24 protein-coding genes are annotated in these 26338 nt (G+C 73.1%); 9 read left to right on the top strand and 15 right to left on the bottom strand.

Annotation, left to right across the window (positions count from 1 at the left end):
* The first annotated feature begins 268 nt into the window (after window positions 1–268).
* On the top strand, window positions 269–1111 hold the full coding sequence (locus DS079_RS05955; protein ID WP_126985725.1) for an aldo/keto reductase: 843 nt from the start codon (window positions 269–271) through the stop codon (window positions 1109–1111).
* A gap of 355 nt (window positions 1112–1466) precedes the next feature.
* Here the strand turns inward: DS079_RS05955 and DS079_RS05960 are convergent, their stop codons facing one another.
* The 4 genes from DS079_RS05960 to DS079_RS05975 all read right to left on the bottom strand — a co-directional run bounded on the left by DS079_RS05960 (window position 1467) and on the right by DS079_RS05975 (window position 5528).
* Window positions 1467–2231 carry an iron ABC transporter ATP-binding protein gene (locus DS079_RS05960; RefSeq protein ID WP_126985727.1) on the bottom strand — a complete coding sequence of 255 codons (765 nt, stop codon included), beginning with the start codon at window positions 2229–2231 and terminating at the stop codon, window positions 1467–1469.
* Complete coding sequence (locus DS079_RS05965) at window positions 2228–3364, bottom strand: iron chelate uptake ABC transporter family permease subunit (protein WP_126985729.1); 1137 nt, start codon at window positions 3362–3364, stop codon at window positions 2228–2230. The genes DS079_RS05960 and DS079_RS05965 overlap by 4 nt, the downstream gene beginning before the upstream one ends.
* Window positions 3357–4358: an ABC transporter permease gene (locus DS079_RS05970; protein WP_126985731.1), complete on the bottom strand. Its 1002-nt coding sequence runs from the start codon at window positions 4356–4358 to the stop codon at window positions 3357–3359. Before DS079_RS05970 ends, DS079_RS05965 begins: the two co-directional genes overlap by 8 nt.
* Before the next feature lie 156 nt (window positions 4359–4514).
* Window positions 4515–5528 (bottom strand): siderophore ABC transporter substrate-binding protein, encoded by a 1014-nt coding sequence (locus DS079_RS05975; protein WP_126985733.1) that lies wholly within the window; start codon window positions 5526–5528, stop codon window positions 4515–4517.
* Window positions 5529–5992: 464 nt separating this feature from the next.
* Here DS079_RS05975 and DS079_RS05980 point away from each other — a divergent pair, with 464 nt between their 5' ends.
* From DS079_RS05980 to DS079_RS05990, 3 genes are all read left to right on the top strand, one after another.
* Window positions 5993–7120: a hypothetical protein gene (locus DS079_RS05980; RefSeq protein ID WP_126985735.1), complete on the top strand. Its 1128-nt coding sequence runs from the start codon at window positions 5993–5995 to the stop codon at window positions 7118–7120.
* Window positions 7121–7270: 150 nt separating this feature from the next.
* A complete protein-coding gene (locus DS079_RS05985; RefSeq protein WP_126985737.1) occupies window positions 7271–7621 on the top strand; it encodes a YciI family protein in 351 nt (116 codons plus the stop codon).
* Between the two features lie 25 nt (window positions 7622–7646).
* Complete coding sequence (locus tag DS079_RS05990; protein ID WP_126985739.1) at window positions 7647–8945, top strand: RNA polymerase sigma factor; 1299 nt, start codon at window positions 7647–7649, stop codon at window positions 8943–8945.
* A gap of 112 nt (window positions 8946–9057) precedes the next feature.
* Here DS079_RS05990 and DS079_RS05995 read toward each other — a convergent pair whose 3' ends face one another.
* The 5 genes from DS079_RS05995 to DS079_RS06015 all read right to left on the bottom strand — a co-directional run bounded on the left by DS079_RS05995 (window position 9058) and on the right by DS079_RS06015 (window position 13953).
* Entirely contained in the window at window positions 9058–9483 is a 426-nt protein-coding gene (locus DS079_RS05995) for a hypothetical protein (protein WP_126985741.1), read from the bottom strand.
* Between the two features lie 202 nt (window positions 9484–9685).
* Window positions 9686–11485, bottom strand: a complete 1800-nt coding sequence (locus DS079_RS06000; protein WP_126985742.1) for a carbohydrate-binding module family 20 domain-containing protein — start codon at window positions 11483–11485, stop codon at window positions 9686–9688.
* Window positions 11486–11916: 431 nt separating this feature from the next.
* The gene (locus tag DS079_RS06005) at window positions 11917–12402 is read right to left on the bottom strand and encodes a DoxX family membrane protein (protein ID WP_126985744.1); all 486 of its coding nucleotides are present in this window, start codon (window positions 12400–12402) and stop codon (window positions 11917–11919) included.
* Between the two features lie 67 nt (window positions 12403–12469).
* Window positions 12470–13303, bottom strand: coding sequence for a methyltransferase domain-containing protein (locus tag DS079_RS06010; protein ID WP_126985746.1), 834 nt, complete (start codon window positions 13301–13303; stop codon window positions 12470–12472).
* Window positions 13304–13431: 128 nt separating this feature from the next.
* Window positions 13432–13953, bottom strand: coding sequence for a PH domain-containing protein (locus DS079_RS06015; protein ID WP_164736134.1), 522 nt, complete (start codon window positions 13951–13953; stop codon window positions 13432–13434).
* 217 nt (window positions 13954–14170) lie between these two features.
* On the opposite strand from DS079_RS06015, the gene DS079_RS06020 reads away from it, so the two are divergent.
* Entirely contained in the window at window positions 14171–15271 is a 1101-nt protein-coding gene (locus DS079_RS06020; protein ID WP_126985750.1) for a hypothetical protein, read from the top strand.
* 103 nt (window positions 15272–15374) lie between these two features.
* Window positions 15375–16265 carry a hypothetical protein gene (locus DS079_RS06025; RefSeq protein WP_010552159.1) on the top strand — a complete coding sequence of 297 codons (891 nt, stop codon included), beginning with the start codon at window positions 15375–15377 and terminating at the stop codon, window positions 16263–16265.
* A gap of 31 nt (window positions 16266–16296) precedes the next feature.
* Here the strand turns inward: DS079_RS06025 and DS079_RS06030 are convergent, their stop codons facing one another.
* On the bottom strand, window positions 16297–17352 hold the full coding sequence (locus tag DS079_RS06030) for an FUSC family protein (protein ID WP_126985752.1): 1056 nt from the start codon (window positions 17350–17352) through the stop codon (window positions 16297–16299).
* Window positions 17353–17566: 214 nt separating this feature from the next.
* On the opposite strand from DS079_RS06030, the gene DS079_RS06035 reads away from it, so the two are divergent.
* From DS079_RS06035 to DS079_RS06045, 3 genes are all read left to right on the top strand, one after another.
* Window positions 17567–19066 (top strand): purine-cytosine permease family protein, encoded by a 1500-nt coding sequence (locus tag DS079_RS06035; RefSeq protein WP_126985754.1) that lies wholly within the window; start codon window positions 17567–17569, stop codon window positions 19064–19066.
* The gene (locus DS079_RS06040; protein WP_126985756.1) at window positions 19063–19635 is read left to right on the top strand and encodes a cysteine hydrolase family protein; all 573 of its coding nucleotides are present in this window, start codon (window positions 19063–19065) and stop codon (window positions 19633–19635) included. The genes DS079_RS06035 and DS079_RS06040 overlap by 4 nt, the downstream gene beginning before the upstream one ends.
* Window positions 19636–19783: 148 nt before the next feature.
* On the top strand, window positions 19784–20566 hold the full coding sequence (locus DS079_RS06045) for an SDR family oxidoreductase (protein WP_126985758.1): 783 nt from the start codon (window positions 19784–19786) through the stop codon (window positions 20564–20566).
* 81 nt (window positions 20567–20647) lie between these two features.
* Here the strand turns inward: DS079_RS06045 and DS079_RS06050 are convergent, their stop codons facing one another.
* The 5 genes from DS079_RS06050 to DS079_RS06070 form a co-directional block, all read right to left on the bottom strand.
* Entirely contained in the window at window positions 20648–20857 is a 210-nt protein-coding gene (locus DS079_RS06050) for a hypothetical protein (RefSeq protein WP_010552154.1), read from the bottom strand.
* Entirely contained in the window at window positions 20854–22080 is a 1227-nt protein-coding gene (locus tag DS079_RS06055; RefSeq protein ID WP_241237569.1) for a M4 family metallopeptidase, read from the bottom strand. Before DS079_RS06055 ends, DS079_RS06050 begins: the two co-directional genes overlap by 4 nt.
* 256 nt (window positions 22081–22336) lie before the next feature.
* On the bottom strand, window positions 22337–23323 hold the full coding sequence (locus DS079_RS06060; protein ID WP_126985762.1) for a TerC family protein: 987 nt from the start codon (window positions 23321–23323) through the stop codon (window positions 22337–22339).
* Window positions 23324–23472: 149 nt separating this feature from the next.
* Window positions 23473–25014, bottom strand: a complete 1542-nt coding sequence (hutH, locus tag DS079_RS06065) for a histidine ammonia-lyase (protein ID WP_126985764.1) — start codon at window positions 25012–25014, stop codon at window positions 23473–23475.
* Between the two features lie 35 nt (window positions 25015–25049).
* Window positions 25050–26327, bottom strand: coding sequence for an amidohydrolase family protein (locus DS079_RS06070; protein ID WP_126985766.1), 1278 nt, complete (start codon window positions 26325–26327; stop codon window positions 25050–25052).
* Window positions 26328–26338: the final 11 nt, after the last annotated feature.

Consider the following 26338-nt stretch of genomic DNA (forward strand, 5'->3'; position numbering starts at 1 on the left):
CTGCTTCTCGCGCAGCGACCATCGCCGGCTTCCCGGCTATGACTGCCTCGATGACCTCCGCTCGAAACGACGCAGGCAACATCAGCAACTCCCTCCTCAGGAGTCGCACTCACCCGTTGAGGCGGCCCTCGTCATAGCGGTCCATACGCACCACTCGATGTCCGTCGACGCCGCGCGGCCGCCCACCGAGTCGCACTGACCGCGGCTCGCCGGGTGGTGCCGCCCGCCGCCCCGTAGGCTGGGCGCGACCCCGAGGAGAGGACCCTCCATGACTGCATCCCACCCCGCCGTCCCGACGCTCGAGATCCGCGGCGCCGCCCCGATCCCCCAGCTCGGCTACGGCGTGTTCAAGGTCGACCCGGACATCGCGGCCGACGTGACCGCCCAGGCCCTCGCCGCCGGCTACCGCCACATCGACACCGCGAAGATCTACGGCAACGAGGAGGGCGTCGGCCGGGCGATCGCCGAGTCCGGGATCCCGCGCGAGGAGCTGTTCGTGACCACGAAGCTGTGGGACGACGCCCACGCCTTCGACGACGCGATCGCCGCCTGCGAGGCCTCCCTCGAGCGGCTCGGCCTGGACTACGTGGACCTCTACCTCATCCACTGGGCGGCGCCCTCGCAGGGGCAGCACGTCGAGGCGTGGAAGGCCCTGATCGCCCTGCAGGAGCGCGGCCTGGTCCGCGCCATCGGCGTCTCGAACTTCCCGGCGCAGCAGCTCGCCGAGGTCATCGAGGCCACCGGCGTGGTCCCCGCGATCCACCAGATCGAGCTGCACCCCTACTTCCAGCAGCGGGAGCTGCGCGCGATCCACGCCGAGCACGGCATCCTCACCGAGGCGTGGGGGCCGCTGGGCCAGGGCAAGTCCGACCTGCTCGAGAACCCGGCCGTCACCGCGATCGCCGAGGCCCACGGCGCCACCCCCGCCCAGGTGGTCCTCGCCTGGCATCTCGCGCACGGCATCGTGACGATCCCGAAGTCCGTCACGCCCTCGCGGATCGTGGAGAACCTCGCCGCGGCGGAGCTGGAGCTCACGGCCGACGAGGTCGCCGCGATCGACGCGCTGGACCGCGAGGACGGCCGCGGCGGGACGGACCCCGCCACCAAGTGACCCGCTGAGGGCAGGCGACCCGCCGCCCGAGCGCCCCGCTGCCCGCGTGGCCTACTGCCCGGGTGCCCCGCCGCCGAGGTGCTCCGGCGGCCGGGCGCCCCGCCGCCGACCGAGTGCTGCATCTGGACCGCTGTGAAGCCGTCATGGCGGCCCGGATGCATCACTCGGCGCCGGTTCTCATGGGCAGGCGGCGCAGCCGCCTCCCCACACACATCGAGTGGCAGGTATCGACCGGTATGACTCAGGGACAGCGGTCGATATCTGCCACTCGGTGCTGGGCGCGAGGGCGGTGCGCCCGGTCCCGCTGTGCGGTGTCTCGCGGGGCCCGGGCCCGGCCGGTCCGCCGCCGCCGGGCTCAGTAGTAGACGGCGAGCGGGCCCGTCGGCCCCTCGACCACCTGCACCGGGGTGTCGAAGACGCGGGTGAGCACCTCGCCGTCCATGATCCGCGCGACGGGCCCGGCCTCGACGACCGCGCCCTCCTTCATCGCGATGATGTGGTCGGCGTAGTGGGCGGCGAAGTTGATGTCGTGCAGCACCACCACGACCGTGCGGCCCAGCTCGCGGGCGGCATCGCGCAGGCGCCCCATCATCTGGACGCTGTGGCGCATGTCGAGGTTGTTCAGCGGCTCGTCCAGCAGCACGTACTCGGTGTCCTGGGCCAGGACCATCGCCACGTACGCGCGCTGGCGCTGCCCGCCGGAGAGCTGGTCGAGATAGCGGTCCTCGAGGTCGTCGAGGTTCAGGAAGTCGATCGCCTCGGAGATCTTCTGCTCGTCGAGCCGGGTCAGGCGCCCCTTGGAGTAGGGGAAGCGGCCGAATCCGACCAGTTGGCGCACCGTGAGCCGGGTGATGAAGTGGTTCTCCTGGCGCAGCACCGAGAGGATCTTGGCGAGGTCCTTCGAGGCGGTGGAGGCGATGTCGTAGCCCGCCACCTCGATCTGGCCCTCGTCGATGCCCAGCAGTCGCCCCACCATGGTCAGCAGCGTCGACTTGCCCGCGCCGTTCGGGCCCACCAGCGCCGTCACCCCGCCCGAGGGGATGTCGGTGGTGACCGGCCCGATCTGCACCGTCCCGGTCGCGGACCGGTACTCCTTCCGCACCTTGTCGATGGTGATCACAGGCGCCCCTTCCGCATGATGACGACGAGGAACACGGTCCCGCCGACGAGCTCGATGATGATGGAGACGACGCCCTGCGCGTAGAACACGTGGTTCATGACGAAGTAGGCGCCGGCGAGGACCACGAAGCCGGTGAGCGCCCCGAGGGGCAGCAGGCGGCGGTGGTCGTGGGTCCCGGCGAGCTGGTAGGTCAGCGTCGCGACGAGGAAGCCGAAGAAGGTCATGGGGCCGACGAGCGCGGTCGAGACCGCCATCAGCACCGAGACCAGGACGAGGGAGTAGATGGTCTGGCGGCCGTGGTCCACGCCCACGTTGATGCACACGTCCCGGCCCATCGCGATGACGTTCAGCGTGCGGGCGTTGAGCCAGATCAGCGTCGTCGCCACGATCACCAGCGGGATCGCGAAGGGCAGGTACTCGGCGCTCGCATTGGTCACCGAGCCGAACAGCCGGGCGCTGAGCACGTCGAACTCGCTGGGCGAGAGCAGACGCTGCATGAAGGTCGAGACCGCGCCGAGCCCGCCGCCCATGATGATGCCCACCAGGAGCATGACCTGGATGTTCGCGTAGCGGCCGCGCAGCAGCCAGCCGTACAGCAGCACCGAGAGCCCCACCATCGCCGCGACCTGCGCGAGGAACTGGCCGGGCCCCTGCAGGGCGACGACACCGGCCACGCCGAGCGTGTACACCGCGGCCGTCTGGATGACGGTGTACAGCGACTCGAAGCCCATGATCGAGGGGGTGATGATGCGGTTGTTGGTGACGGTCTGGAAGGTGATCGTGGCGACCGCCTGGCAGATCGCCACGACCGCCATCACCACCAGGGAGGTCACGCGCATCTCGGCGATCAGCCAGAAGCCGCGCGAGCCCACCGGCATGGGGTTCCCGATCGCGAGCAGCCCGAGCGCCGCGCCCGCGGCCAGGACCACGAGGACGGCCAGCACGATCCAGTAGCGGCGCTGGGAGGCGCCGTCGGGGAAGGCGCCGGAGCGGGCCCGCATGCGCCGGGGGGCCGAGAGCACGCCGAGCTCGCCTGCGGCGTCGGCCGGGGCGGTGGAGAGCTCGACGGGGGCGGCCTCGTCGGCGACCGCCTCGAGCCGGCGCCCGTCGTGGGTCGTCGTGCGCTCAGCCATGTCGGCGCTGCCTCAGCAGGAGGGCGATGAAGACGGCCGCGCCCACGATCCCCAGGATCAGGGAGACCGGCACCTCGAAGGGCATGATGATGGTGCGGCCGATCAGGTCGCAGATCGTGACGATCGCGATGCCGAGCAGGCACACCCAGGGCAGATTCGAGCGCAGGTCGTCGCCGCGGATCATCGAGACGACGTTCGGGACGATCAGGCCCAGGAAGGGCAGGTTCCCGACCACGACGGTGACCACGCCGGTCGCGATCGCGACCAGGCCCGTGCCCAGCAGCACCACGCGGCGGTAGTTCACGCCGACGTTGGTGGCGATGTCCTCGCCGAGGCCCGCGACGGTCAGGCGGTCGGCGACGACGAACACGGCCACGCCCACGGCGAGCACGATCCACAGCACCTCGTAGCTTCCGCGCAGCACGGAGGTGAAGGAGCCGGCGAACCAGACCCCGAGGTTCTGCAGCGCGTCGAACTGGAGGGCGACGAAGGTGGAGACGGAGCCGACGACGGCCCCGAGCATGATCCCGATGATCGGCACGATCAGGGAGCTGCGCAGCGTGACCCGGCGCAGGAACAGGAAGAACACCATCGTGCCGACGAAGGAGAAGACGATCGCCACGCCCATCTTCGTCAGCAGCCCCGCCGACGGGACCAGCACCATCACCAGGATCAGGCCGAGCCCCGCCCACTCGGTGGTGCCGGTGGTGGACGGCTCGACGAAGCGGTTCTGCGTCATCAGCTGCATGATCAGGCCCGACATCGACATCGCAGCGCCCGCGAGGACCAGCGCGATGGTGCGGGGAATGCGGGTGATGGCGAACATCTCGCCGCCGCCCTCGGCGCCGAGCACGTCGTAGACGCCGGTGAACAGGGAGACGACCAGCAGCAGCGCGACCGCGCCGATGCCGATCAGGAGCTTGCCGTCGACGAGGCGCTCGCGCCCGCGGGTGGGGGGCGGCGGCGACTCGGAGGTGAGCTGGGGGGCGGTCATTCAGGACTCCTGGAAGGGGCGGTGGTCGCGTCGGCGCACGATCGTCGGAACCGGCGCGCCGCACGGGGCCGACGGGTGCTGCGACGACGCGACGCACGGCGGGCGGGCCGCGCAGGCCCTGCCCGCCGTGCGGCGGTCAGCGATGACGGACGTGGCTCAGGCCTTGCCCTCGAGCGCATCGGCGAAGGTGTTGAAGAACTCCGTGTAGGTCTGGATGCCCTCGTTGGTGTAGGTGTCCGCGGGCATGTAGACGATGTTGCCCTCGGCCACGGCGGTCACGCCGGCGAGCGCCTCGGAGGAGTCCAGCAGCTCGTTGGCGGGCGTGTACTCGGGGTCGTCGGCGGAGACGGCCGCGTCGCGGTCCATCACGAGGATCCAGGCGGGGTTCGAGTCCGCGATCGCCTCGACGGAGATGTCGTCGCCCTCGTGGTCGTCGCTGGCACCCTCGACCTCGAGCGCAGGCGCCAGTCCGAGCGCCTCGAAGGTCCAGCCCAGCGTTCGCCCCTGACCGGGAGCGATGTAGCCGATCTCGCCGCCGGAGGTGGTCACGGCCATGACGGTGGAGGAGCCGTCGTAGGCGGCCTTGACGCGCTCCATCGCGGCGTCGAGGTCGGTGCCGAGGGCCTCGGCCTCGGTCTGCTTCTCGAAGATCTCGCCGAGCACGGAGACCTGGCGCTTGAGCTCGTCGGCGAAGGGCTGGTCGTCGCGCGGGTCGAGCTCGAGGATCGTCGCGTCCGGCGCGTACTTCACGAAGTCGTCGTGGTACTGGGCGAAGCGCTGGCCGTTGATGATCAGGGTCGGCTCGGCGGCGACGACGGCCTCGAGGTCGGGCTCGCGGTGGCTGCCGAGGTCGATGATCGACTCGTCCTCCTTGAGCGGGTTCGTCGAGGGCATCAGGGTGCGGGCCGCGGCGGCGAGGGTGACGCCCCAGTCGGCGAGGGCCTCGAAGGTGCGGTTGTCGGTCGCGACCACGGAGGACGGCGGGGTCTGCACGGTCTGCGGGCCGTTGTTGTCCTCGACCTCGACGGTGCCGGCCTCGGCGCCGCCCGCGTCGGAGGCGCCGGCGCCCGTCGCGTCGTCCTCTCCGGTGCCGCCGCAGGCGGTGAGGGCCAGGCCGAGGACGCCGGCGGCGGAGAGGGCGCCGAGGCTGCGGCGGGTGAAGGAGGTCATGGGAAGTCTTTCTCTCGACGGGGTCCGGAGGCGCGGCGGGAAACCGAGCCGCACCGTGACTGAGGCTAGCCTCACCTGCGCGGTTTATGCCACTCCTTGCTTGCTTTATTCACTTGGCGGACCTGTGATCGTCATTACAGGCGCTGACCTGCGGGGACTTTCGTCCGTCGGCCGAACGACGGCGGGCGGGCGAACGACAGGTCCGTGCCGTCGTCGCCTGCAGGCGTGTGGACGCGAGGGACGGGCGTCGTCGGGCGGCGGGCCGCAGAGAACGCGGCCTCGTTGCATCCACTGGCGCTGCGCGTGCGTCGGGGGCAGCACGCGGGGTCGGCTGCGGGCTGAGCGCCGGTGGATGCAACGCCCGGCAGGAAACAGGAGCCGTCAGGGGCGCGAGGTCGGAGCGGCAGCCCGCTAGGGTGGCCCCGGTCGCCGGGGGACGGCGGCCGGGGCCGAGGGGGCGAACGATGAACGAGCACGGGGGCGGTCAGGGGCCGCAGCTGCCGGACTTCTCCGCGCCCGGCGGCGGGCAGAGCGGTGCCGGCAGACATGGGCCCGGAGCGCAGGGCTCCGACGGATACGGCGCCGACGCACAGCGCCCCGACGGGCAGAGCCCCGGCGGGTACGGCGCGACCGGCGGCGTCGGGGGCGCCTCCCTCCCGGACTTCTCCGGCAGCCCTTCGGGAGGCTCCGGCAGGACGGGCGGGTTCGGCGGGGACGATCCCGGAAGACCTGCCGGCCCCGACTCTCCCGGCGGGTCGGGCGGCGGGCGCGGCCCGATGCTCGCGCTGCTGGGCGGGGGCGGGTGCCTGGTGGTGATCCTCGCCGTGATCGCGCTGGTGCTCTCGCAGACCGTGCTGAGCGGCGGCGGGGAGGAGCCCGCCGACGATCCGACCCCGAGCGCGTCGAGCCCCACGGACGAGACGGGCCCGTCCGACGGCGGGGGCGCGTCGGACGGTGGGGGTGCGTCCGACGGCGGCTCGGGCGGCGCGCCGACGCCGAAGGACCAGGAGCCAACGACCGAGGCCGCAGCCTCGGGCACCGCCTGCACCATGCAGGGGGACGGGGCCGTGACCGAGCAGGTCGAGGGCGAGGTGCGCGGCGGCGGCCTCGCGTTCCCACAGCCCGAGGGCTGGGAGGTGGGCACCGGCTGGGGCTCGCAGAGCGCCTACGTCACCGACCAGCACCACGCCGACCAGCCCGTGGAGGCGGGCTGGTACACGCTCGCGGGCGTCGGGAAGGTCGAGTTCCCCGAGGAGGAGGGCGGCTATCCCGGCGCCGAGGAGGCCGCGCGCGCGATCTTCCTGTGCGCGCTCGAGCCCGAGCAGGGCGAGGAGCTCTACGGCGATCCGGCCATGCTGCGGAACTATCGCGACGAGGCCACCACGGTCGACGGGCACGACGCCTGGATCGTCTCCGCCGACGTGGTGATCTCCGATCTGACCCTGCTCCACTCGACCGATTCCTGGCGCCGCGTGGTGATCGTGGTGGACACCCCTGATGGGCCCGCCGCCTTCGACGGGGGCGCCGCACTCGGCCATGACCAGCAGGTCGCGGACCTCGAGACGATGCTCGAGGGGCTTACGGTCCTCTGACCCGGACGCGGGGGCGAGGCGGCTCCAGCACCCTCGGACGCGACGTCCCGAGAAACCCGTCGGCCGGAGCTGTCGATCCGCACCGCCCCCGTTCGTCATAGTGGTGTCCGGGCCGCACGGTCCGGTTCACACACCGATGGAGGAGTGACCATGAAGTACGTGCTGCTGCTGATGGGGGACCTGGACGATGCTCGCTGCGGCGAGAGCGAGGAGGGCCCCGGCCCCGAGGAGTTCGCCGCCTTCGACGCCGAGCTGGAGAAGGCCGGCGTGCTGGCCGGCGGCTTCGCCCTCACCGATCCGGAGGAGGGCACGAGCGTGTCCCGCGCCGACGCCGACTCGGAGGCCGTGATCACTGCGGGCCCCTACGCCGAGAGCCGCGAGTTCGTGGGCGGCACGATCGTGCTGGAGGTGCCGAGCCTCGACGAGGCCCTCGCCTGGGCCGCGAAGTGCCCCGGCGCGATCGGCGGACGCATCGAGGTGCGGCCGCTGCTCGAGATCTGAGCGGGACAGGGCTGGAGAGGGAGCGATGGTCCCCGACGCGGCGCACGAGCCGGGAGCGGACGATGTGCTGGCCCGGGTGCACCGGGAGGAGCACAGCAGGCTGCTCGCCACGCTGGTGCGCCACTTCGGGGACCTCGACCTCGCCGAGGACGCCGCCTCCGAGGCGATGGAGGCGGCCCTGCGCACCTGGCCCGAGCAGGGTGTCCCCCGCACGCCGCTGGCCTGGCTGACCACGGCCGCGACCCGGGCCGCCCTGGACCGGGCGCGGCGGGACGCGACCGCCGCGCGGCGACTGGCCGTGCTGCGCGTGCGCGAGGGGACGCCGACGGCTCCCAGCGCGGAGTCCGGCGCGCTCGAGGACCCCTCGCTCGGGGATGGCTCCGACCTGCCCGACGAGCGCCTCGCGATGCTGATGGGCTGCTGCCATCCGGCGATCGCGCCCGCGGACCGCATCGCGCTCATGCTCCGGTTCGTCGGCTCGCTGACCACGGCCGAGGTCGCGCAGGCCCTGCTGCTGCCGGTGCCGACGCTGCAGGCCCGGATCACGCGGGCCAAGAAGCGGATCGCGGGCGCGAGCATCCCCCTGACCGTCCCCGCCGATCCCGAGGAGCGGGCGCGGAGGATGCCGCTCGTGCTGCGCGCGATCTCGCTCGTCTTCACCGAGGGGTACGCCGCGACCAGCGGCGATGCGCCGATCCGGCGGGAACTGACGGCGGAGGCGATCCGCCTGGCGAGGATCCTCGAGCGCCTCTCCCCCGGCGATGCGGAGCCCGCGGGGCTGCTGGCCCTGCTGCTGCTGACCGATGCGCGCTCCCCGGCGCGCACGGACGCCGAGGACGTCCCGGTCCCGCTCGAGGACCAGGACCGCGCGCTCTGGGACCGCGAGCGGATCGCCGAGGGGCTGGCCCTCGTCGAGCGCGCCGCTGCCGCGCCCGACGCCGGCCGCTACGCGATCCAGGCGGCGATCGCCGCGCTCCACGCCGAGGCGCCGCGCTTCGAGGAGACCGACTGGGCCCAGATCGTAGTGCTCTACGACCTCCTGCTGGCCCGCGGCGAGGACCCCGTGGTCCGCATGAACCGCGCGATCGCCGTCGGGCGTTCGCACGGCCCCGAGGAGGGGCTCGCCCTGCTCGAGCAGCTCGCGGAGGAGCCGGAGCTGCGCGCGCACTCGCCCTTCCACGCGGCGCTGGCCCTCTTCCACGAGGAGACGGCGCAGCACGCGCTGGCGGCGGAGGACTGGACCAGGGCGCTCGAGCTCGGGGGCAGCGACGGCGAGCGGCGCTTCCTCGAGCGGCGCCGGGACGCGGCGCGCGCCCGGGGCTGAGGGTCGTCGCGCCGCCGAGCCTGAGGGGTGCCGCGCGGCCGGGCCCGAGGGGCGCCGCGGCAGACGCTCGCGCGTCGGCCGCGGCCGGGGCTCACCCGGCGGCGGAAGGGGGTCACTCGGCGGTCTTCGCGCCCTTGCCCTTGCCGCCGGCGAGCACGAGCGCCGCGGCGATCGCGAGGAGCCAGGTGTCCTTGGCGATGGCGGTGCCCTCCTGGGTGGGGCGCACGCCGTCGGCCTGGGTCATGCCGGGGGTGCGCAGGTACATCGAGACCAGCGAGCCGGAGAAGGTGCCGAGCGCGAGGCCGGCGATCCTCGTGGGCACGAAGGGCAGAAGCAGGGAGGCGCCCACGGCGATCTCGCCGTAGCTGAGGAACTTCGCGAACTGCTCGGGGGTGAGCTTGCCGAGGACCGGCACGCCCTGGGCGGCCATGCCGCGCAGCGCCTCGGCGGTGCCGGCGTCCATCCCCAGCTTGGAGATGCCGGAGTTGAGGATGAACGCGCCGGGGACGGCGCGGAGGATCGCGGTGCTGAGTGCCATGGGGGCCTCCTCGGAGGAAAGTCGTTGTTGTTTCAATCAGATCGTAGGGCCGACGGGGTCATCTGTCGACCCGCGGCGCGCCCCCACGGGCCCACGACAGCGCTCCGCGGCGCCTGAGGGAGCATGGTGCGGCGGACATGCTCCCTCAGACGCCGCTACCCTGCGGTCATATCAGGGTGGGGCCTACCTCAGCGGCGGCGGCCTACCTCCAGGTGTCGGTGAGCGCGAGCGTCCCGTCGGCACCGACGGTCGCCGTGCGGTTCGCACCGGACTCCCAGACCACCGCGCCCGTGCCGTCGACCTTCACGTACTTGTACTCGAAGCTCGTGCCGGCCGGCAGGTCCACGCCGCCCGTCCAGCTCGGGTAGCCCGAGGGGTCCAGGGCGACGCCGGAGGCGGGCTGCCAGCCGCCCAGCTCCGGCACCGAGCCGACGATCCGCACCTCCTGGCCCCAGACCGTGCTCGCGTGCACGCTCACGGAGACCTTCCCGGCGACGGGATCGGTGCCCGGGTCGGGATCCGGCGTGGTGCCGTCGGAGGTCTTCCCCACGTGCAGGGCGAGCGCCCCGTAGGCGGGGAGGGTCGCCGAGAAGGTGCCGTCGGCCGCGACGGTGATCGTCTCGGAGCAGTCGCTCGCCGCGACCACGTCGCAGTACGTGCCCGCAGGCAGCGAGCTGTCGTAGGTGCGGGTGGTCGCGGAGCCGGTGTTGTTGATGGCCACGAAGCCCTTGTCGCCGCGGCCGAAGGCGATCTGGTCGCCGCCGTCGTCCCACCAGTTCGTCAGGGCGGTGCCGGCGACGGTGTTGTGGAAGCCGACCATGCCCTGGATCTCGGTCCAGCGCTGGGTGCAGGTCCACGCGTCGGAGTCGCAGTTCGCGTCGGGCACGGAGGTCGCGGTGGCACCGGGGGCACCCGCATCCTTGTCGGTGAACGTGTAGCCGGAGTACACCGAGGGGGACCCGTAGGGGTAGGCGAGCATGAACGTGTTGGCCAGGACGTACTTCGCGCCCCAGGTCTCGTTCATGGTCTCGCCGTTGCGCTCGGTGTCGTGGTTATCGACGAACACCCCGGCCTGAGCGGAGGGGAGCTTCCCGTTCGCGATGTGCTGCAGGTTCGCGATCGAGCCGTCGAAGTCGGACTTCAGCTGGCGGGCGTAGTCGAACTCGTGCACGTCACCGGTGCCCGTGTACTCGGACTCCTGGATCGGCTCGCCGGCCGCGCCGATGACCTCCTGCACCCAGTAGGCGTTCGGGTCGCTGAGCTTCGACTTGATCGCCGCCAGGTCGCTCGCGGGGATGTGCTTCGCGGCGTCGATGCGGAAGCCGGCGACGCCGAGCGAGAGCAGGTCGTTCATATATCCGGCGAGGGTGTTCTGCACGTACTCGGAGCCGGTGCGGAGGTCCTGCAGGGACACCAGGCGGCAGTTCTGCACCTGGAACCGGTCCTGATAGTTGCTGATGTTCGTGCGGCAGTCGTTGAAGTCGGCGGCGCCGTAGATGCCGGGGAAGTAGTCGATGCCGAAGGGAGTTCCGGCGGTGCCGGTGCCGGAACCGACGTTGGCCCCGGTGGTGTGGTTGATGACGGCGTCAGCGATGACCTCGACGCCGGCGGCGTTGCAGGTCTCGACCATGGCGGCGAACTCGGCGCGGGTGCCGAGCTTGCCCTCGATCTTGTAGCTCACGGGCTGGTAGGAGGTCCACCAGGCCGTGCCCTGGATCGTCTCCTGCGGCGGGGAGACCTGGACGTAGCCGAAGCCCGCGGGGCCGATGGTGCTCGTGCACTCCGCGGCCACGGAGTCCCAGGTCCACTGGAAGAGGTTGAGGATGGCGTCGCCACGACCGTTCTCCGAGGTGGCACCGCCGCTGGGCACGGGGGGCGAGCCCTGTGCGGGTGGGGAGGTGGCCGGGGAGCCGGCGACGGCGAGGAGGAGCGCAAGGGCGAGGGCTGCGGCGAGGCGGATCAGCGGGCGCGGGGCCGCTGTGCCGATGGGGGCGTGCTGCATGGGTTCTCTCCTGGGGATGGGCCGACTACTGGGGCCGACCCCCGGCGTCATAGCCGGATCGGGGATGCAAGAACTTGCGAAGGAACGCGTACGCTTGCGAAGGAGAGTAGCGAGCTCAGCTCGTGCCGTCGAGGGGTTCCGTCAAACCTGCCCGATTTCCGATTGTTCATGCAGGTCAGAAGCGTGGGCAAGAATCCGGCGACGGCGGACATCTGACGCCACCGCGATGCAAGCTCTTGCACTCCGGGTTCCGGAGGACCTCCGCGTCGGGTCGACCGCAGAGCATCCCCCTCCACCTCCCCTCACCTCACCTCACCTCACGCTCTCCCGCGCCCTCGCCATGTCAACGTTGTGCCCGCTGTGCTTCCAGGAACGGAAGCACAGCGGGCACAACCGGCGGGTGCGGGGTGGGGGCCCGGCCGGCGCGGGGGTCAGTCGGCCTGCTTCTCGAGGGCGCGCTCGAGCTTCACGGCGCGCTTCTCGGCCTGCTTGGCGGCCTTCTTCGCCTCGCGGGAGCCGCTGCCGGTGCCGATGATCAGGGCGAGGGCGATCGCCGCCATCCAGGAATCCTTGGCCAGCGGGGTCCCGGACTGCGAGGGACGCACACCATCGGCCTCGGTCATCTCCGGGGTGCGGAAGTACATCGAGAGCATCGAGCCGGAGAACCCGGCGAGCGCGAGGCCCGCGACCTTGGTGGGCACGAAGGGCAGCAGCAGGGAGGAGCCCACGGCGATCTCGCCGAACGCGACGAGCCGCCCGAACTGCTTCGGGGAGAGCGTCTCGACCGCGGGGATGCCGTTGACGGCCATCGCCTGGAGATGCGCGGCGGTCTGCTCGTCCATGCCGAGCTTGCCGATGCCGGAGTTGAGGATGAACGCGCCGGGGACGGCGCGCAGGATGGCGGAGCTGAGGTTCATCAGGGGATCCTCCCGAAGTGACAGTGGTCGGGACCAGGGTAGGCCGCTCCCGTGGCCGCAGGTGCGCTCACGGCGAGACGGCGAGGATCTCCCCGTGCAGCAGCACGAACCAGGCGTCGGGGTGTGCCGCCCAGTCGCGGAAGGCGCGGGCCACATCCTCACGCACGGCGGCGTCGGCGAGCCCCTCGTGCTCGAGCTGCCCCGCGAGCGGGTCGGAGGTGATGCGGCCGGACCAGGTCGCGCCCCAGGCCGCGCGGGACTCCTCGGTGGCGTGCAACCAGGTCGACGCCCCGGGGGTGACGTCGGTGAAGCCCGCCTCGTGGGCCCAGGCGAGCAGGCGCCGACCGGCGTCGGGCGTCCCGCCGTTGGCTCGGGCGGCGGCGAGGTAGAGCGTGAGCCAGCGGTCCAGCCGCGCATCCTCGGGGAACCACCGGAAGCCCTCGTAGTCGCTGTCCCGCACGGCGACGAGGCCGCCCGGACGGGTCACGCGGCGCGCCTCGCGCAGCGCGTCGACAGGGCGCGGGAGGTGCTGGAGCACCTGGTGGGCGTGGACCACGTCGAAGGCGTCGTCGGGGAGGTCCAACGCCTGGGCGTCGCCGACTACGACCGTCACCTCGTCCAGCCCCTGCGCCGCGAGCTCCGCGCGGGTCAGCGCCGCAGACTCCTCGGCGACCTCGAGCGCGGTGACGTTCCCGGGGCCGACGATCCGGGCGAGGCCCGCGGTGATGGTGCCCGCGCCGCTGCCCACGTCCAGCAGCCGCTGCCCGGGCCGCAGGTGCGGCAGGAGGTGCGCGGCCGAGTTCGCAGCGGTGCGGGCACGATGGCTGCCGAGCACCGCCGCGCCGTAGCCGTGGGTGTAGGGGCCGGGCTGTCGGGCGCTCTCGGGGGGTCCGTCGCTCATGGCCCGACGCTACGCCCGGCCCCGCGGCCGGTCCCGCTGCGGTCGCGGAGCGGACGGGGCCGGTGCGCAGGACCGGGGGAGTTTGCAGCCCCGACGGCGCGGAGCGGAGAGGACGGGTCGCCTGCGGCTCAGCCCGGGGGTGCGCCCCCGGCGGCCAGGTGCTGCAGGAGGTCGACGACCTCCTGGCTGCGGGCCCGCTCGGCCACCTTCATCGTCAGGTCCCGGCCCTCGCGCACATGGACGCGGAGCCGGCCGGAGAGCAACCGCTCCTCGAGCTCGGCCCCCGTGACAGCCGCGGCCGGTGCCTCCTCGAGCACGGTCCAGCCGCGCAGACGGTCCATGACGTGCAGGACCCGCCTGTCGGTGACGATCAGCAGCGGGAAGGTGTCCGAGCGCTGGGCGCCGACGGCGACCTCGTGGACGGTCTCCTCCGGGTGCAGCACCTGCTGGGGCAGGTTCATGTCCGACGCGCGGAAGCGCAGCCCCTGGTTCCGGGCCATGGCCCGGCGGTACGTGGACTCCGCACGGCTGGCTCCTGTCCGCTCGGCGAGCGACTGCGCCATCACCGCATCGGCGTCCTCGCCGTGCTGCTCACGGATCTGCTCCTGGAGGGCGGCCGCCTCGCGCAGCCTGTCTCGTCTCGTCCCCATGCCCACGAGCCTACGGTCAGCCGCCGGGTCCGCGCTGCGGCCCGGGCCTCGTGCCGGGCCGTCGGCGGTGCCGACGCCGTGACCGGCTGCGCTCGATGGGGAGTACTCCCCATGGCCGCCGTCCTGGATCGCCCCTACCCTGACGTCGGTGCCCGGCCCGCTCGTCGTGCCGGCGGCACCGGATCCAGAGGGACCGATCATTCTCCGGGGGAACAGCATGAGCGGCTTCTACGGCGCCGACACCGATCAGCTGCGCGACCACTCCGCGCTGCTCGTCCAGCGGGCGACGGCGATCGGTGAGCTGCGCGACCTGCTGCAGCCGGTCGTCATGGACGAGAGCGCATGGCGCGGCCCGGACGCCGACGCCTTCCGCGAGCGCTGGTCCTCGAGCACGTCCCCGCTGTTCGACCAGGTCGGGGAGCTGATCTCCCGCCGCGGCACGGACCTCGAGCAGCATGCCGAGGAGCAGGACGAGGCCTCCGGCGCGGGGTCCGACGGGGGCGGCGGCTCCGGCGGCGGGAAGGACGGCGGCTCCTGGTGGGACTCGCTGCTGGGCGGGCTCAACGACGGCCTCGGCGTCTTCAACACGCTCCAGACCGCGTTCACCCGGGCCAAGAAGGTCTGGGACCTCGCCCGGATCATCGACCGCTCGACGGACTTCATCGGCGGGGCCGAGGACATCTTCCAGCTCGCCGCCGGGACCTGGAAGTACGGCAAGGACATCACCGAGTCGGCGTTCAGCGCGGGCACCGAGTACAGCGGCCTGGTCAAGAAGATGATCGGCGAGCTGCCGTTCAACGTCCCGACAGGGCTGGGGAACAAGAACTTCTTCGGCTGGGTGGACGACGCCGCCGGGAAGCTCTCGAAAGTCGCCCCCTTCCTCGACGACGTCGCCCCCTTCGTGGGCAAGGCGCTGCCGGGCATCGACGTGGTCACCGGCGGCTGGCAGATGATCGACGGCATGAAGAACGGGGACACCTTCAGCGCGGTCACGGGCGGGGCGAGCGCGCTCGGCGGCGGGCTGATGCTCGCCGGCGGCGCGATGTCCGCGACGGGCGTCGGGGCGATCGTCGGAGGACCCCTCGTGGCCGCCGGGGCGGTCATCTCCGGCGGGGCGGCGCTCGCGGACGTGGGCAAGATGGTCTACGACAACTGGCCCGCGATCTCCTCGACCGCCTCCGACGCCTGGAACGCCACCACGGACTTCGTCGGCGACACCGCCGGGGCGGTCTCGGAGGGCGTCGGGAACGTCGTGGACTCCGTCGGCGACGGCATCTCCGGTGCGGTCGACGGCCTCGCGGACGCCCTGCCCTGGTGACGCCGCCGCGCCCGCCGCACCCATGAGACGCTGACCCCGACCCGTGACCGATCCGGGCCCCGCCGCGACGGCGGGCCCTCGCCTCCCAGGGAGCCGACCCCGCATGAGCGACACCCCGCAGGCCTCGCAGCAGTCCTCCTCGACCGAGCCCATGATCACCCAGCGCGACATGCTCGGGGCGATGGAGGTGCTCGCCGGTGCCGGGACGGAGCCGGAGGTGCTGATCACCCTCACCGACGAGGAGCTGAGGGGCCTGGACGGCGCCTCGGCGCTCGCGCTGCTGGGCAGCCCGTATCTCGACCAGGACCAGGTGGACGCCGACTCCGCCTCCGCCTCGGCCCTCCGCTCGCTCACCGCGCGGGGCCTGGTGCGGCCCGGCGGCGAGAGCGTCGAGGAGGAGGGGGAGCTCGTCTCCGGCTCCGGGGACCCCTCCGCCCGCCCCGTCCAGCTCGATCGTCGGCTCGCCGGGGTCGTGACCCTGCGCCGCATCCCGGAGGGGATGATCACCACGACACGGGCGCTGAACGGCGGCTCGACAACGCTCGCGCACTACCTGTTCCCCCGCCGCGGGGTGCTCGAGGAGTACGTCACCGTCGATGGGTTCCACCACTTCAGCGTCCCGGAGGTCGACGAGGTCGCCGAGCGGATCCGGAAGTTCACCGACCCGTTCGGCGTCGCCGGCGAGGACGGCGAGCCGACGACCACCACCCGCGCCGAGGCCGTCACCGGCCCGGAGGCGGCGGACGCCCGTGCGCTGTCGGTCATCACCTCCGTCGCCGAGGGCGAGGGGCGGCAGGCCACCGTCGTCGCGACCTCCGACCGGGTGCGGGTGATCGACGACGGCGCGGTGGGGCCGCAGCGGTCCCCGCAGGACCAGGTGCAGGTCTCCGACGTCTCCCCCGAGAGCCTGCGCTCCGCGATCGACCTGCTCGTGCCGCGGTCGCCGGAGGAGGAGCCGTCGGGCGACGAGGGGACGGGCGGCCCCGGCGCCTGAGGTCCGGACGGCGCGCGGGCCGTCGGCCGACTCAGGCGACGAGCGTGCGGCGCCGCTCCCGCACGTAGCGGCCGATCACCAGCGCGAGCCCGACCACGACGCCGATCGCCGTCTCCAGAACGCGGGCCTCGAGCATCGGGCCGGCGGGCTGGGGATGGCCCAGCTGGACCATCAGCAGCGCGAGCGGCGTGATGAACAGCAGCGCGATCGAGTAGTTGCGCAGGATGAACATCTCGGCGAGGAACTGCAGCAGCACCACCCACACCACCAGCTGCCAGGGCTCGGCCGGGAAGGACAGCAGGAACGCGGTCACGCCCACACCGAGGATCGTGCCGACGAGGCGGTGGACGCCCTTCTCGATCCGTGCTCCGTGGCCGGGCGAGGCCAACGGCGCGACGGCCGCCACCTGGGCCCAGTACGGGAAGGGCAGTCCGGAGGCGAGGCCGATCGCGCCCGCGACCAGCGCGGCGACGAAGTAGCGGGTGAACTCGGCGCCGAGCTCGGCGCGGGTGACGTCCTCGTGGTCGCGGCCGAGCACCACGTCCGGATGGCGCTCCCCCGCCCAGTGCCCCAGCAGTCCCAGCAGCACGCACAGGGCGACGACGGAGGCCGCGATCAGCCCCGCGAGCCAGAACGGGGCGACCGACGGCGCGGAGGCGACCGCCGCGGTCGCGAAGACGGGGAAGATCGCCCCGCCCGGCTTCAGCCCGCGCGAGGTCACGAGGATCGCCGAGCCCCCGGCGACCAGCGCGCCGACGACGATCACGATCCAGGAGGAGAGCGCCTCGGGCATCCTCGGCGCCAGCTGGGCGACGGCCGCGCCGATCGTCACGCAGACGGTGAGCATGGCGCCGGCCAGCAGCTGGCGGCGGAAGCGCGCCCGGGTCGGCTCGTAGCGGGAGTAGATGCCGGTGAACGCCCCGAAGCCGACGTACATCGCGAACTCGATCCGGTCGGTGAGCAGCAGCACCGCCATCGGGATCGCGAGGCCCACCGCGATGCGGAAGGCGGGGATGTGGTCGACGCGGGCGGGGGCGATCGTGAGCAGTCCGCGCACTCGCGCGAGGGGGGACGCGGTCCGGGGCACGCGACTCCTTCCAGGAGAGGGGCGCGACCGCGGTCGGGACGCACGGGGAGGAGGCACGACCGGGGTCGTCGTCGAACAGGGGCCCGCCGGGGCGGGCGGCGACGGAGCGCGCGGGCCGGGGCAGGGGAGGTCGCGGTCAGGCTAGCGCCGCCCGGCGTCGGCCGCCATGAGGTCGGGAACATCCCGCGGAGCTGTGACGTGGGAGACTCTGCCCATGTCCATCTCCCCCGCCGCGCCCGAGGGCGCCCGCACCGCGCCGCTCGTCGAGACCACGGGCATCGAGATCATCGCCGAGTCGGAGCGCACCGCCCGGCCGCGAGACCTGTTCTGGCCCTGGTTCGCCGCGAACGTGTCCGTGTTCGGGATGAGCTACGGCTCCTACCTGCTCGGCTTCGGGATCAGCTTCTGGCAGGCGACGATCGTCGCGGTCATCGGCATCGTCCTCAGCTTCGCACTGTGCGGGCTGGTCGCGATCGCGGGCAAGCGCGGCTCCGCGCCGACGATGGTGCTCTCGCGCGCCGCCTTCGGCGTGCACGGCCAGAAGGTGCCGGGCATCATCTCGTGGCTGACCTCGATCGGCTGGGAGACCTCGCTGGCGATCTCCGCGGTGCTCGCCACGGCCACGGTCTTCGAGATCCTCGGGATCGGGGCGGGCAGCGCCGTCACCGTCATCGCGGCGCTCGCGATCGCGGCCCTGATCGTCGGCGCCTCCGTGCTCGGCTATCACACGATCATGAAGCTGCAGTCGATCCTGACCTGGGCGACCGGCGCGATGACGATCGTCTTCATGATCCTCACGATCCCGCACATCGACCTCGCGGCGGTGATGTCGGCCCCGTCGGGCCCGCCGCAGGCGATGATCGGGGCGCTGGTGATGGTGATGACCGGCTTCGGCCTGGGCTGGATCAACATCTCCGCGGACTGGTCCCGCTACCAGAAGCGCTCGGCGTCCGACGGGTCCATCATCCTGTGGAACACGATCGGCGGCGCGGCCGCCCCGGTGGTGCTGGTGATCTTCGGGCTGCTGCTGGCCGGCTCCGACCCCGCGCTGAACACGGCGATCGAGTCCGACCCGATCGGCGCGCTGATCACGATCCTGCCGCTGTGGGCGCTGGTGCCCTTCTGGATCGTCGCGGTGCTGACCCTGGTCTCCGGCGCGGTGCTCGGCATCTACTCCTCGGGCCTGACCCTGATCAGCCTCGGCATCCGGATCCCCCGCCCGGCCGCCGCCGCGGTCGACGGCGTGATCCTCACGGCCGGCACGATCTGGGTGGCGTTCTTCGCGCAGAACTTCATCGGCCCCTTCCAGAGCTTCCTGATCACCCTCGGCGTCCCGATCGCGGCCTGGGCCGGGATCCTCATCGCCGACGTGCTCTCCCGCCGCGCCGACTACGACGAGCAGGCGCTGTTCGATCCGAAGGGCCGCTACGGCTCGATCGACTGGATCTCCGTGGGCACCATGGTCGTCGCCTCCGTGATCGGCTGGGGCCTGGTGGTGAACTCCTTCGCGGAGGACGCCCCGTGGAACAACTGGCAGGGCTACCTGCTCGAGCCGCTGGGCCTGGGCACCTTCGTGGAGGATCCGGCCGGCGCCTACTGGGACGGGAACTGGGCCTACGCGAACATCGGCGTGCTGTTCGCCCTGGTGTTCGGCTTCGCCGTCACCTGGTTCGCGCGCCGCTCGCGGATCCGCGCGCAGGAGCGGACGGCATGAGCGCACCCCACCTGCTGATCGTCGACCCGCAGCGGATCTTCGCCGATCCCGGCTCGGACTGGGCCTCCCCGCTCTGGGGCGAGGCCTGGGAGCGGATCCGCGAGCTCGCCGCGCACGTCGGCCCCGAGCGCACGCTGGTCAGCCGCTGGCTGCCGACGGCGGACCGCACCACCTCCTGGGGCGAGTACTTCCGCACCTGGCCCTTCGCGGACGTGCCCGCCACGGATCCGCTCTACGACCTGGTCGACGGCGCGGCGGAGCTCACCGCCCATCCCACGATCGACGAGCCGACCTTCGGCAAGTGGGGGCCGCAGCTGCGCGCGAGCCTCGGCGAGGCCGCGACGGCGGCGCCGCTGCTGATCGCCGGGGTCTCCACCGACTGCTGCGTGATCGCGACCGTGCTCGCCGCCGCCGACGCGGGCGCCCGTCTGACGGTGGTGACCGACGCCTGCGCCGCCTCGGACGAGGCGAACGGGGCGGCGGCCCTGCACACGATGAGTCTGTTCGGACCGCAGGTCACGCTCGCGAGCACCGCCGAGGTCCTCGTGGGCGCCGAAGAGCCGGGCTGATCGCCGGCCCCGCGACCGACTCGCCACGCAGCGGCACCGCCCTCACGCCGTGACCCGCCCGGCGGCGTGGCACCCCGAGGCGCACGCACCGAGACCGGGCCAGGGAAACCGCTGGCCATGGCGAGGCCCGCCTCCGTAGTCTGCGCTCATGCACCGCCGCGCCCCCGCCCTTCCCCGCACCGCACTGCTCACCGGCGTCGGCCGACGTCGCGGGATCGGCGCCGCGATCGCGCGCGGCCTCGCCGAGGACGGCTGCGACCTCGCGCTCTCCTTCCACGGCGAGTACGACCGGCGCGTGCTCGGCGAGGACGCCGACGTCGAGCTGCTGGCCGAGGAGCTGCGCGGCCTGGGCCGGCGGGTCGTGCTGCTGCCCGGCGACCTCGCCGATCCCGCCGTCCCGGAGCGTCTCGTCCACGACGCCCGTGAGGCGCTCGGCCCGCTCGGCGCACTGGTGATGAGCCACTGCGAGTCGGTGGACTCCTCGATCCTGGACACGACGGTGGAGAGCTTCGACCGGCACTACGCGGTCAACGTGCGGGCGAGCTGGCTGCTGCTCCGCGCCTTCGCCGAGCAGGTCCCCGTCGGCCCCGACTCCCCTGGTGGCGCGGTGATCGCCCTGACCAGCGACCACACCGCCCACAACCTGCCCTACGGTGCGACGAAGGGGGCGCTGGACCGCCTGGTGCTGGCCGGCACCCACGAGCTCGCCGACCGCGGGATCCGCACCAACGTGATCAATCCCGGCCCGATCGACACCGGCTGGATGGACGACGAGATCCGCGCCGCCGGCGCGGCGCAGACGCCCGGCGGGGAGCTCGGCGCGCCGGGCACCGTCGCGGACCTGGTGCGCTTCCTGCTGTCCCCGCAGGGCGGGTGGATCCGCGGTCAGCTGCTGCTGTCCAACGGGGGCTTCGCGACGCCCGCGGTCTGACCGCCGCCGGCGAGGGGATCGGCGGGCGCCGACAGCAGAAGGGTGCGGCCGCGGCGTCGCAGCGCTCGAGGGTCGCTGCGCTCATCGAGCCGCGGCGCCGCCCCCGCCCTGCTCGCTCCGCCCCCGCACCGCCCCGCAGCGCCAGCAGGGCACCGTCGCGTCCTGCGCCCCCGCCCCCTCCGGCACGGCCCCGCACTCCGGGCACAGCTGCCCGAGCCAGCAGGCGTCGTCCCCCGCCGGCACCTCGGTCACCGGCACGATCCGGCCCGCGGCGCGTCCCTCGTCCCTCATGCCTCCCCCTCGAGCACGCCGACCGTGCGCCACGCCTCCGCGACGGCCGCGCGCTCGGCCGAGTCCGCGCCGTGGCGGGCCTCGGCGGCGGCGAGCGTCGCGGCGGCGAAGGTCGCGAAGTCCGCGTCCCGTGGCAGGCCGCCGCGGGTGAGCGCGTCGTACCAGAGCAGCCCCGCCCCTTCCTCGGTGCGCCCGCCGATCCCGGTCGCGGCCAGGTAGAACGCCCGGTTGGGGATGCCGGAGTTGATGTGCACCCCGCCGTTGTCGTTCTCGGCGTCGTGCGGGAGGTCGGCGTAGTGCGCCATCGAGTCCGGCTGCGGGTCCTTCCCGAGCACCGGGTCGTCGTAGGCGGTGCCGGGTGCCTTCATCGAGCGCAGCGCCACCCCCTGCACGGCGTCGGTGAACAGGCCCGCGCCGATCAGCCAGTCCGCCTCCTCGGCTCTCTGGCCCCGCTGGTGCTGTGCGGTCATCGCGCCGAAGCAGTCCGCGATCGACTCGTGCAGCGCCCCGGGCTGGGCGAGGTAGATCAGGCTCGCCGTGTGCTGGACGACGCCGTGGGTGAGCTCGTGGCCGATCACGTCCACCGCGCCGGTGAACGAGGTGAAGTAGCCCCCGTCGCCGTCGCCGAAGACCATCTGCTCGCCGTCCCAGTAGGCGTTGGCGAAGTCCTGGCCGTAGTGGACGCTCGCCACCAGCTCCATCCCCGCGCCGTCGAGCGAGTCGCGGCCGAACGCCCGCGCGTACAGCTCCCAGGTCGCGCCGAGCCCGTCGTAGGCCTCGTCGGCCGACGGATCACCGGTCGGGTCCGCGCCCTCGGCGCGCACGAGCCGGCCGGGCAGCGCGGTGCCGCCCGCGGCGTCGTGGATGCTGCGGCGCGGTCCGAGCCCCGCCTCCGGCACGGCCGACGTCGCCGCTCCGGGAGCGGTCGACGGCGTCGTCCCCGCCGCGGCCGCGCGTCCGTCCGGCACCGCCGGGCGGGCGGCGGGGTCCGGGCGAGGGAGCCGCTGCGCGATGTGCGGCGGCAGCAGGCCCGCCGAGGCGCTCGGAGCGTCCGGCGAGGACTGCGGCCGGGTGCCTGTCGGGGCGTCCGTCCGTCCGGTCCGCGCGGCTCGCACCTCCCTGGTCGCGGTCGTGCGGGCGCCGAGGGCGAGGGTCCGTCGCGCCGCGTCCGCGCTCTGCCCCGTCGGCCCGTCGGCGATCCTGCGCAGCAGGTGCGGGGGCACGATCCCGTGCACGGGCCCCGGGACCGGGACGCGTGCCGCCGACCGCGGCAGGAGGCGCCCGGCCCCCTGCCGAGGCGGGGGCGGGAGAGGATCCTGCGGGGCCGGGCTCATGCCCCCATCCTCGCCCCGCTCCCTGACGAAGGGAAGCGCCCCCGAGGTGCGGGACCTCGGGGGCGCAGTGCGGGAGCGGTGCCCGGGCGGTGCCTGAGCAGCGCCCGTCGGGCGGCGGCATGGGACGCGAGCCGCCCCGGCGGGATCACTTCGGGGTGATCTCCTCGCCCTCCTTCTTCCGGGCGACCACGAGCGAGGCGATGATCGCCACGCCCATCGCGACCACGATGAAGCTCAGCGAGAGCCAGATCGGCACCTCGGGGATCTTCGCGAGGGTGTCGAAGCCGGGGATGAAGCCCAGCGGCGCCTCGTGGATCGCGTGGATCAGCAGCTTCACGCCGATGAAGCCGAGGATCGCGGCGATGCCGTAGTGCAGGTAGGCCAGGCGGTCCAGCATGCCGCCGAGCAGGAAGTACAGCTGGCGCAGGCCCATCAGCGCGAAGATGTTCGCGGTGAACACCAGGAACGGGTTGCGGGTCACGCCGAAGATCGCGGGGATCGAGTCCAGCGCGAACATGACGTCGGTGATGCCGAGCGTGATGAACACCAGCAGCATCGGGGTGAACAGCTTCTTGCCGTCCACGACGGTGCGGATCTTGTTGCCGTCGTACTCCTCGGAGACCGGGATGACCCGGCGCACCAGGCGCATGATCGGCGACTCCGCGTCGTCGTCCTCGTCGCCGAAGGCCTGCTTCCAGGCCGTGTACAGCAGGAACAGGCCGAAGAGGTAGAAGACGCCGACGAAGTGCTCGATGATCACGGAGCCCGCGAGGATGAACAGGCCGCGCGCGATGAGCGCGATGATGATGCCCACCATCAGCGCTTCCTGCTGGTACTTCCGCGGCACCCCGAACTTCGCCATGATCAGGATGAAGACGAAGAGGTTGTCGATGCTCAGCGAGTACTCGAGCAGCCAGCCGGTGAGGAACTCCGAGGACGGCTTGGAGCCGCCCACGAAGAAGAGCACCACCGCGAAGACGAGCGCGAGGCCGACGTAGAAGCCGATCCAGCCTGCGCACTCCTTCATCGAGGGCAGGTGGGGCCGCTTGATCACGAGCAGGAGGTCGGCGAGCAGGATCGCGCAGAGCACGACCAGCGCGACGATCTCGAAGCCGAGGTGCAGTTCTCCCATGGGACTTCTTTCAGGGGGCGCCGGAGGCAGGGATCCGGGCGGTGGACGGGGATAGGGCGACCGTTCCCGGCTCCCATGGGGGTCGGACGGCGTGCCTCAGGCTACCGCTCCCCCGCCTGCTGCGACCGCTCCGGCCGGGGTGAAGATCGTCATCGCAGGTCGCCGACGACGCCCTCCACCGCGGCGAGCAGCGTCCCGTCGGCCAGACGCGCCTCCGCCTCGGCGATGTCGGGGGCGAGGAAGCGGTCCGGGCCGGGCCCGTCGACGCTCTCCCGCAGCACCGCGATCGCGGCGGCGCTGCCGGCCGACGGGCTCAGCGGCGCCCGCAGGTCGATCGCGCGGGCGGCGGTGAGCAGCTCGATCGCGAGGACCCGGCGGAGGTTCTCGACGGAGGTGCGGAGCTTGCGGGCGGCGTGCCAGCCCATCGAGACGTGGTCCTCCTGCATGGCGGAGGAGGGGATCGAGTCCACGCTGGCCGGCGCCGCGAGACGCTTCATCTCGGAGACGAGGCCGGCCTGGGTGTACTGGGCGATCATGAAGCCGGAGTCCACGCCGGGGTCGTCGGCGAGGAAGGGCGGCAGGCCGTGGGAGCGGGACTTGTCGAGCATCCGGTCGGTGCGGCGCTCCGCGATCGAGGCGAGGTCCGCGGAGACGACGGCGAGGAAGTCGAGCACGTAGGCGACGGGGGCGCCGTGGAAGTTCCCGTTGGAGGTGACGGTGCCGTCCTCGAGCACGACGGGGTTGTCGATCGCGGAGGCGAGCTCGCGCTCGGCGACGGTGCGGGCGTGCTCGATCGTGTCCCGCACGCCGCCGGCGACCTGCGGGGCGCAGCGCAGCGAGTAGGCGTCCTGGACACGGGATCCCTCGGCGGCGACGTCGGCGATGATCCCGGAGCCCTCGAGCAGGGCGAGGATGTTCGCGGCCGACGCCTCCTGGCCGGGATGGGGACGCAGCGGGGCGTGCAGCTCGGGGTGGAAGACGGTGTCGCGGCCGCGCAGGGCCTGCACGGACAGCGCCGTGGTGACGTCGGCGGTGCGCACCAGCTCGTCGAGGTCGGCCAGGGCCATCAGGAGCATGCCGAGCATGCCGTCCGTGCCGTTGATGAGGGCCAGGCCCTCCTTCTCCTCGAGCAGCACCGGCTCGATCCCCGCCTCGGCGAGCAGCTCGGGCACAGGCCGCTCCACGCCGTCGCGGTCGCGGGCGCGCCCCTCCCCCATCAGCACGATCGCGCAGTGGGAGAGCGGGGCGAGGTCGCCGGAGCAGCCGAGGGAGCCGTACTCGTGGACGATCGGGGTGATGCGGGCGTTCAGCAGCGCGAGCATCGTCTCGACGACGACGGGGCGCACGCCGGTGCGGCCGGAGGCGAGGGTGCGGGCGCGCAGCAGCATCAGGGCGCGCACCACCTCGGTCTCGACCTCGGGGCCGGCGCCGGCGGCGTGGGAGCGGATCAGCGAGCGCTGCAGGGCGTGGCGCATCGAGGGCGGGATCGACGTGTCGGCCAGCGCCCCGAAGCCGGTGGAGACGCCGTAGACGGGGGTCTCGCCCGCGGCGAGCGCGTCGATGTGAGCGCGGACGGAGGCGACCTGCTCGCGGGCGGCGGGGTCGAGCTGGACGCGGGCCCCTCGGCGGGCGACGGCGAGCACGTCGGCGGCGGTGATCCCCTCGGCGGAGAGGGGGACGGTGTCGGTCATGGGGTGCCCTTTCGGTGACGGGACGTGGCGGCGGGTCAGGCGATCCGCACCCCGCGCCGATGCACCTGATGGGTCAGCGGCATGCCGGGGCGGTAGGCGAGGTGGATCGCGGCAGGGGCGTCGAGCACGTGCAGGTCGGCGCGGGCGCCGGTCCCGAGATGGCCGACGTCGCTGCGGCGCAGGGCGAGGGCCCCGCCGCGGGTCGCGGCGCGCACGGCCTCGGCGAGGGAGAGGTGCATCTGCAGCACGGCGGTCGCGACGCAGAAGCTCATCGCGCTCGTGTAGCTGGTGCCGGGGTTGCAGTTCGAGGCGATCGCGAGGGCGGCGCCGGCGTCGAGCAGCTCCCGGGCGGGGGCGAGAGGGGCGCGGGTGGAGAGGTCGCAGGCGGGCAGCACGGTCGCGACCGTCGGCCCGGCGTCCACGGCGAGGAGGCCGGGGGCGTCCCCGTCGGCCGTGGGCCGAGAGGCGGTCGCGGCGAGCGCCTCGACATCCTCCGGCGCGAGGTGGTTGAGATGGTCGACGCTCGCGGCGCCGAGCGCGGCGGCGAGCGCGACGCCGCCGCTGCGGCCCAGCTGATTGCCGTGGACGCGGAGGCCCAGGCCCGCCGCGGCGCCGGCGCGCAGCACCCGCTCGGACCGGGCGGGGTCGAAGGCGCCCTCCTCGCAGAACACGTCGATCCAGCGCACGTGCTCCGCGACCGCCTCGAGCATCTCCCCCGCGACGAGATCGACGTACTCCTCCGCCCCGGGTCGGCCGTCCTGGCCGTCGTACTCGGAGGGGACGAGGTGCGCGCCGAGGAAGGTGACCTCGTCGAGCTCCCCGTCGGCCGCGAGGGCGGCGAGGAGGCGCGCGGCCCGGGCCTCGTCGGCGACGGTGAGGCCGTAGCCGGTCTTGGTCTCCATCGTGGTGGTGCCGCCGGCGGCGGCCTCCGCGAGCCGGGCCCGGACGAGGGTGCGCAGGCGCTCGTCGGACGCCTCCCGGGTCGCCGAGGTGGTCACGCCGATGCCGCCTGCGGCATAGGCCTGCCCCGCCATCCGGGCCTCGAACTCGGCGGCACGGTCGCCGTCGAAGACGAGGTGGGAGTGGGAGTCGACCCAGCCGGGCAGCACGGCCCGACCGCCCAGGTCCTCGCGTTCGTCGGCCGACGGGGCCTGCGAGGCGGGGCCGGTCCAGGCCACGCGGCCGTCCTCGATCACGAGGGCGGCCTCGTGCAGCACCTGCTCCTCGGTGACCTGCCCGGGGCGGGCGGGGTCGTCGAGGGCGGGGTCGAGGGTCCAGAGCTCGGAGATGCCGGTGAGCAGGGTCGAGGTCATGGCGTGCCTCC

The organism is Brachybacterium paraconglomeratum (assembly GCF_003994255.1).
Lineage (GTDB): Bacteria > Actinomycetota > Actinomycetes > Actinomycetales > Dermabacteraceae > Brachybacterium > Brachybacterium conglomeratum.

Bases quoted from the DNA above. Each gene is read 5' to 3' on its own strand.
- DS079_RS06000 (WP_126985742.1), bottom strand. From the start codon at position 11,485: ATGCAGCACGCCCCCATCGGCACAGCGGCCCCGCGCCCGCTGATCCGC.
- DS079_RS05990 (WP_126985739.1), top strand. From the start codon at position 7,647: ATGGTCCCCGACGCGGCGCACGAGCCGGGAGCGGACGATGTGCTGGCC.
- DS079_RS06010 (WP_126985746.1), bottom strand. From the start codon at position 13,303: ATGAGCGACGGACCCCCCGAGAGCGCCCGACAGCCCGGCCCCTACACC.
- DS079_RS05980 (WP_126985735.1), top strand. From the start codon at position 5,993: ATGAACGAGCACGGGGGCGGTCAGGGGCCGCAGCTGCCGGACTTCTCC.
- DS079_RS06005 (WP_126985744.1), bottom strand. From the start codon at position 12,402: ATGAACCTCAGCTCCGCCATCCTGCGCGCCGTCCCCGGCGCGTTCATC.
- DS079_RS06050 (WP_010552154.1), bottom strand. From the start codon at position 20,857: ATGAGGGACGAGGGACGCGCCGCGGGCCGGATCGTGCCGGTGACCGAG.
- DS079_RS06045 (WP_126985758.1), top strand. From the start codon at position 19,784: ATGCACCGCCGCGCCCCCGCCCTTCCCCGCACCGCACTGCTCACCGGC.
- DS079_RS06040 (WP_126985756.1), top strand. From the start codon at position 19,063: ATGAGCGCACCCCACCTGCTGATCGTCGACCCGCAGCGGATCTTCGCC.
- DS079_RS06035 (WP_126985754.1), top strand. From the start codon at position 17,567: ATGTCCATCTCCCCCGCCGCGCCCGAGGGCGCCCGCACCGCGCCGCTC.
- hutH (WP_126985764.1), bottom strand. From the start codon at position 25,014: ATGACCGACACCGTCCCCCTCTCCGCCGAGGGGATCACCGCCGCCGAC.
- DS079_RS05985 (WP_126985737.1), top strand. From the start codon at position 7,271: ATGAAGTACGTGCTGCTGCTGATGGGGGACCTGGACGATGCTCGCTGC.
- DS079_RS05965 (WP_126985729.1), bottom strand. From the start codon at position 3,364: ATGGCTGAGCGCACGACGACCCACGACGGGCGCCGGCTCGAGGCGGTC.
- DS079_RS05955 (WP_126985725.1), top strand. From the start codon at position 269: ATGACTGCATCCCACCCCGCCGTCCCGACGCTCGAGATCCGCGGCGCC.
- DS079_RS05975 (WP_126985733.1), bottom strand. From the start codon at position 5,528: ATGACCTCCTTCACCCGCCGCAGCCTCGGCGCCCTCTCCGCCGCCGGC.
- DS079_RS06025 (WP_010552159.1), top strand. From the start codon at position 15,375: ATGAGCGACACCCCGCAGGCCTCGCAGCAGTCCTCCTCGACCGAGCCC.
- DS079_RS05970 (WP_126985731.1), bottom strand. From the start codon at position 4,358: ATGACCGCCCCCCAGCTCACCTCCGAGTCGCCGCCGCCCCCCACCCGC.
- DS079_RS06015 (WP_164736134.1), bottom strand. From the start codon at position 13,953: ATGGGGACGAGACGAGACAGGCTGCGCGAGGCGGCCGCCCTCCAGGAG.
- DS079_RS06020 (WP_126985750.1), top strand. From the start codon at position 14,171: ATGAGCGGCTTCTACGGCGCCGACACCGATCAGCTGCGCGACCACTCC.
- DS079_RS06070 (WP_126985766.1), bottom strand. From the start codon at position 26,327: ATGACCTCGACCCTGCTCACCGGCATCTCCGAGCTCTGGACCCTCGAC.
- DS079_RS05995 (WP_126985741.1), bottom strand. From the start codon at position 9,483: ATGGCACTCAGCACCGCGATCCTCCGCGCCGTCCCCGGCGCGTTCATC.
- DS079_RS06060 (WP_126985762.1), bottom strand. From the start codon at position 23,323: ATGGGAGAACTGCACCTCGGCTTCGAGATCGTCGCGCTGGTCGTGCTC.